The sequence below is a fragment of the Staphylococcus sp. GDX8P54P genome (assembly GCF_017893165.1).
GTDB classification, from domain to species: domain Bacteria; phylum Bacillota; class Bacilli; order Staphylococcales; family Staphylococcaceae; genus Staphylococcus; species Staphylococcus borealis.
Genome location: NZ_JAESMM010000057.1, coordinates 1 through 6,343, shown reverse-complemented (window position 1 = coordinate 6,343; position 6,343 = coordinate 1). Strand labels below are relative to the sequence as shown.

3 protein-coding genes and 2 pseudogenes are annotated in these 6,343 nt (G+C 27.9%); 2 read left to right on the top strand and 3 right to left on the bottom strand.

Annotated elements, in window-relative coordinates; translation table 11 throughout:
• Positions 1 to 235: 235 nt before the first annotated feature.
• Positions 236 to 1,678 (top strand): annotated as a pseudogene (gene abc-f, locus KA909_RS13725) (ribosomal protection-like ABC-F family protein); the annotation flags it as partial.
• A 126-nt stretch (positions 1,679 to 1,804) separates the two neighbouring features.
• Here the strand turns inward: abc-f and KA909_RS12610 are convergent.
• The 3 genes from KA909_RS12610 to KA909_RS12600 form a co-directional block, all read right to left on the bottom strand.
• Complete coding sequence (locus KA909_RS12610) at positions 1,805 to 2,353, bottom strand: hypothetical protein (protein WP_002441962.1); 549 nt, start codon at positions 2,351 to 2,353, stop codon at positions 1,805 to 1,807.
• A 249-nt stretch (positions 2,354 to 2,602) separates the two neighbouring features.
• Positions 2,603 to 2,698, bottom strand: a complete 96-nt coding sequence (locus KA909_RS12605; RefSeq protein WP_000493115.1) for a type I toxin-antitoxin system Fst family toxin — start codon at positions 2,696 to 2,698, stop codon at positions 2,603 to 2,605.
• 1,822 nt (positions 2,699 to 4,520) lie between these two features.
• Complete coding sequence (locus tag KA909_RS12600; protein ID WP_037551369.1) at positions 4,521 to 5,456, bottom strand: replication initiator protein A; 936 nt, start codon at positions 5,454 to 5,456, stop codon at positions 4,521 to 4,523.
• Between the two features lie 440 nt (positions 5,457 to 5,896).
• Between KA909_RS12600 and KA909_RS12595 the strand changes: the two are divergent.
• Positions 5,897 to 6,343, top strand: a pseudogene (locus tag KA909_RS12595) (DUF536 domain-containing protein); the annotation flags it as partial.

Here is a 6,343-nt window from a genome sequence, read left to right as displayed (position 1 = left end):
GAGAAGTACAACTAATATTTGTACTTCTCTTTCTTATTTATAAAGTTAAAAAATTCTCATATAGCAAGTAAATTGACAGAGGTGTCTAAATGTTTCTTATAGCTTATTGTTGCAGATATTTACAAATCATACGCAACAAATTTTCGATTTTAATTCCAAAATTGGTGAAGTCTGTCTTTTTTGAAATTATTAATCGGTCTATAAGGAACTGACACTATATACTTCTTCCTTATAGGTAACATGGAGGAAGAAAAATGTGAGGATAGGTTATTTAAACCAAATACCTGATTATGAAAAAAGTACAAGTGTTTATCAATGTTTGAAATCTGTATTTCAAGAGTTAAATACTATATCAAAACAGCTTGAAATTATAGAAAATAAAATGAGCGAAGATATAGAAGATATAAGCACACTAATGTCTCGTTATGGTGAGTTACAGACATATTATGAAGAAAATGGTGGTTATGAGATAGACGCAAAAATACGTAAAGTGACTCATGGTTTAAATATCGCTCATTTACTTGAAACAGAGTGGGGAGATTTATCAGGGGGAGAACGTACAAAAGTAGGCCTTGCTCAAATGTTAATTAAGCCTACAGACTTGCTACTTTTAGATGAACCAACAAATCACCTTGATGTTAAATCTATAGAATGGTTGGCTAACTATATAGAAAGTTATGAAGGCGCTGCTGTAATTGTTTCACACGATCGTTACTTTTTAGATGAAACAGTCAATCAAATTATGGAAATAGATCAAAAAGCGCTTCATACTTATAATGGAAATTATTCATATTTTGTTGAAGAAAGAGAAAAAAGACTATTAGCTGAATTCGAAACCTATAAAACACAACAAAAGAAAATTAAAAAAATGAAAGAGTCTATAAAGCAATTAAGAACATGGGCAAGCCAAGCTAAACCACCGAATGCTGCAATGTATCGTCGAGCTAAAAGTATGGAAAAAGCTTTGAATCGCATTAAACGGTTAGAAAGACCAACTTTAAATTCAAAAAAAATGAATATGGAACTAGAAGAAGGTAAGCGCGTTTCTAATAGAGTTGTTGAAATGGAAAATGTTGCTAAAGGATATGACTATCCATTATTTGAAAATGTAAATATGTTAATCAGAAGAGGCGAACATGTCGCTATTATAGGAGATAATGGTACTGGTAAATCCACATTGTTAAAAATGATTTTAGGAATCACTTCAGTAGATGAAGGTTCAATTAAAACTGCAAACAATTTAAAAATTGGCTATCTTTCACAACATGAATTTGAAAGTGATAACAATGATACTTTGTTGAATACAATTCGTGAAAAAGTCAATGTATCAGAAGGTCAAGCTAGACATATTTTAGCTAATTTTATGTTTTATGGTAAAGATGTGTTTAAAAAGATTAATGATCTAAGTGGAGGAGAAAAAATAAGATTAAGATGGGCACAAATTGTAAACACTGATTATAATTTACTTGTTTTAGACGAGCCCACAAACCATTTAGATATAGATGCCAAGGAAACCATAGAAGATGCTTTATTAGATTATGAAGGATCTATAATTGCAGTTTCACATGATAGATATTTTCTTAACAAACTATTTAATACTACTTACTTGTTAAAAGATAAAACATTAGAGAAGTTTGAAGGTAACTATAATTATATTAAAGAAAAAGAATTTTTATAAGTAATTGATACTTTAAGATTTAAAAGGGATAGCTCTTAGCTATCCTTTTTCTCATTTATTAAGTAAAGTGACAGTTGCGATAATTTCAACAACTTATTTTGTATGATTAGGGTGTACTCTAGTCATTTATTTTGTAAACCTTCCATATATAAGAACCAAAATAGTATAAATAAATATTATTAAAAACATAGTCGTGAACATAGACTGAATAAAACAAATAATAATATGATATACAACAGTAGGAGTGGACCCTAATATTTCTACAGACGTATTATTCAGTTTAAATATTAAATAATCGAAGAGAAATGAACTTCCTATTATAGATACGAGTCCAATGATAGGTAAAGTAAGAAATAATAATTTTCCCTTTTCGTAGTTTCTATATAATGCTAGAAATCTATCCTCATCTTTGTACATATGATCCAATAGAATTTTAGCAATTTTATAAGAAACTGGCACAGCTATAATTATTAATATAAAAATTGCAAATGGATTGGAAAAACTTAAAAAATATGTAATATAAATTGAAATCAAGGGAATTGTCGATAAAAAGCATATATCTAATATAAGTTTTTTGTCTTCCCTTCCATTACTTTTCTTTTCAAGAAATTCTATATCTTTTTGATACTCTTCGTTGTTTTGAATGTTTTTTAAATATGATTTAACCTTTTTCATTTAATACTCCCATCTTGTCTTTGTATTCAACTAATTAGCCTTAATGTTAGCAATTTTATAGTATCAAAGAAAATCAATAATTCTAATTATAGAATTGCACTTACTTTTCTTATATTTTTGCATTCATCTACACTTGGTGATATACTGAATTTAACAAATAGTGTACTAGCATGATAAACACCGAGCCCGATAACTACTGCGAATAGTTATCGGGCTCTTTTGGTGTATTAGCTATATGTCGTCGCTAAATTACTTCTCACGATTATTCAGCCAATGAGAAAATAATGTGAGTATAACTCCTACTACGATAGGAGCTATAATAGTTACAAATAGTGTACTGAACATGATGTCACCTCCTTCCATGCTAAATACAGCACAGAAGTGAACGACGACCTTTGTATTATACCATTTCTAATAATTGAGTTACAGATGACTTCCGATAAGTGAACTTATGTCAAAAGTATTATCTATTAAAAAACAAATTACCTTTATTATTAAGTCTACTTAGTCATAATCAAAGTCATATTAGCGTACATAATTAAGTCGAATTATGATTTTTAGAAAGCGCGTATTGGTCACTTGTATGATTTATCATACTGCTTATAAAGTATAAATAAATGAAAAATGTCTTACTCATGTTTGATAAATTCTTGTGATATTTTTTATATTAAACACTTACATTTTTGCTATAAAAATATTTTTGTACTCATCACTTTTTGAATAAAGTATCTCAAACATATCCCTAAATGATTCATTATAATGAACATAAAATAAAAGTAATAAGAAATTATTTAGGCCTTATTATTCAAAAACAAATTATAAAAACATCCAAATCTAAACAGAAATATGGTCAAAAAGAGCTAAAACAAAATACAAAATGAGGTACAAAAGGACGCATTTGTTACATCAATATTTGATCAATCAAACCTAAAAATTAAAATAAGATCACACTTAAGTGGTCTTATTTTTTATACGAAAAAAGTCCAAAAAAACAGACTCTATGGAGTCCCGATATCAAAAAAATCAGACTCTCGAGAGTCTAAAAAATTTTAAAGCCCGTCAAATCAACGTTAAGTAGAGTATTCTGACAATTAAAAGTGGTCTTGTAACAATTGTAAAGAGTCTGCAATAAAATGTGATATCACCCTCTTTAGTCAAATGCCTAAGAATGCTTATAATCACCTTTATATAAAGCTTTTAAGCTATATATGGTGAATAATTGAGCAGAACGAATAAAAGGTAAATCTTTCAGCTATGCTGAATACCACCAAAGGTGGTACTGGATTTCCTTATGCTCATACTTGAGACTCCGAAAACAGACTCTACTTTTTGTAATATTTCCAAAAGTAAAACGTACTTGGAGACAAAAGAGGCTATTCTTTTCTTCATTTTTTTACTTTAAGTTCTTATTTTTATTTTCAAAATGAGTATTGTTAGTAAAATGATTGGAGATAAAAAAAGAGAAAACTAAGTAAATATCTTTACTTAGTTTAGGATAGAAAAGTTCAAATTTAAAATTTTATTCGGTCCGTTTCTTGAACATTAACGACTTATTTTTTACCTATATTGAATCCACATTTTGATTTTTTTTGAACGATAAATGCGACCATTTATTTCCGTTCATTAACAAAATAAATAGCAAAAACGATTTTACTAAGTCACTTTTATAACTACAAAGGATTGATAAAAAATATAAACACGGTTAACACTTTTACATTTTTAAAAGTTAAAACAACACTAAATGATTATTTGTTTTTCATTTTATGCGACATGTTTGAGCCATTATTAAACGAAGAATACTCGTTTATAGAAAAAAATAGGACTAAAACGTTTCTGTTTTAGTCCCACCTACTTGCTTAACTACAGTTCATTTTCAGATTTACTTAATTGCCATTGAAGATAAAGTTCGACTGCAGTTAACAGAACATTAATCATTGCCAAAGTAACCTTAATCTTTTTCTTATTACGCATAAGAGTTCCTCCTTTCTTTAATAGCAGCATGCTATGTTGTGAAATTGTGACATTGTATTGATGTTATTTTGTTATCTCCTCCTTTACCTTTCGTTTGGTCTAGGTGGTTGCCTTAGCAACCACTTGTTAATAAAAAAAGAGAACATCTATCTAAAGATGCTCTCAAATTGAAGCATTGTTGGCCTATTAAATTGAATTATTGATTAAATAAAGAAGTGATGGGTAAATGGTCACGTCGCTTATTCAGCGTATGTACTTCTGCGAATTCTGATTTAAGAGATTTCATTAAGTATCCTTGCATGGCTTCAACGGTTTCATTTTTTTGAATAAGCATGGCTTTAAAACGTTTAAGAACATGAAGTATTTCTATTTCCATATCTTCTAACAAGTAGTAGCTATCAATCGCATTGTTGAAAGATGTTTTGGCTTTTAATAATACAGTTTTGATAATTTTAATTTCATCTACTTCAAAGTTACTTAGATATTTTTGAATACTCTGTGGTAGTTCTTCTAATAATTGGAACTTTAAAGCTTCATCATTAAAGTTTGGATTATAGTGATTTGAATGATTTGTGTGATTATTAGAATATGTTAGTTTATTATCATTCAAATCATCCGTATCATTACTCTCAATCTTAATATAATTAGTATCATTATAATCAGTATCATTAGACTGTGAATTTGGAAGTTCTTGACCACTGAAATTCACAGTTCTAGAACTTCCAAATTCATTGTTCTGGAACTGTGAATTTGGAAGTTCCTTGCTATGACTGGCTTTAATATCATAATTAGGTTTTAATAGGTATAATCTATTTGGTTTATTAAGGCCAACACGTTCTTGAGTTAGTAAATTAAAACTTATTAACTCTTTTTTTAATTTTATAATTTTTTGTTCTGCATAACCTAAGTATTCGCACAAATGTTTATTACTGAAAATAAAGTAAATGTTATTATTTTTATCTACCCATTCATTTTGGATGGATAATTCAAAGCGATCTTTTAATAACGCATACATAATTTTGGCTTCCGCCGACATTTTTTTAAAATATACATCTTCGAATAAATATTTAGGTAGTTGATAAAACCTTTCAGTTTTTACTTGTGATAAATTGTATTTTTCAAAATTGGGCATAATAAAAACCTCATTTCCATTTTTAGGATTGAGGTAATAAAACAATTTTTACGTAAGTTATATGTTTTGTGCTTGCACTTAGATGATTAGATAGATATAATACAAGTATCAAAAAATATATAAACAAACGAGTGCGAATCGTTTTATTACCGAGAGTCAATGCTACGCCAATAGCATTGACTCTTTTAGTATTTATAAAGCAATATTAACACTTTTAAGAAAGTATATAAAGAGTTTTAAATATAGTTAAAAGCACATTGCCATGGCAAAATGTGTAGTTCATTGTTTTAGTGCCTAATTAAGATTCAAAAACATATTATAGGGACCTAATTAGGTACATATGTAGTAAATAGGTAGTAAATTTAGGTGGTAAATGATGAAATAAACTTGATTAGGTGGTAAAATTTAGGTACTAAATTAGGTACCTAAGGGTGGATGTTATGAGAACTATTAAAATGGTTGCTGATGAATTAGGTGTAACTAAACAAACTATTGTTAATAATGCTAAAAGTTTAAATATAACTTTTGAAAAAGAAAATGGGATTAATTATATTGATGATAATGATTATTTGAAAATTATAGAAAAAATTACTAAGAAAGAGAGTACAATCCAAAATAAAGAATCAGTAAAAAAAGAATTGTTTGGTGAAAATACTGCAAAAGCAGAAAAGAATATATATAATAATTCAAATAGTTCTAAGGCATTAAAAACAAAAGTAAACGAATTAGAAAAGCAAATAGAAATCTTTGAAACTAGAGCTAAAAATGATGAAAAATATATTGAGAATTTAACTAAGCAATTAGATCAACAAAATAGCAATGTTAATACATTAAATAAATTGTTGGAGAATCAACAAATATTAGCTTTAGAAAGCAATAAAAAAATT

Bases quoted from the DNA above. Each gene is read 5' to 3' on its own strand.
- KA909_RS12605 (WP_000493115.1), bottom strand. From the start codon at position 2,698: ATGTTCAGTACACTATTTGTAACTATTATAGCTCCTATCGTAGTAGGA.
- KA909_RS12600 (WP_037551369.1), bottom strand. From the start codon at position 5,456: ATGCCCAATTTTGAAAAATACAATTTATCACAAGTAAAAACTGAAAGG.
- KA909_RS12610 (WP_002441962.1), bottom strand. From the start codon at position 2,353: ATGAAAAAGGTTAAATCATATTTAAAAAACATTCAAAACAACGAAGAG.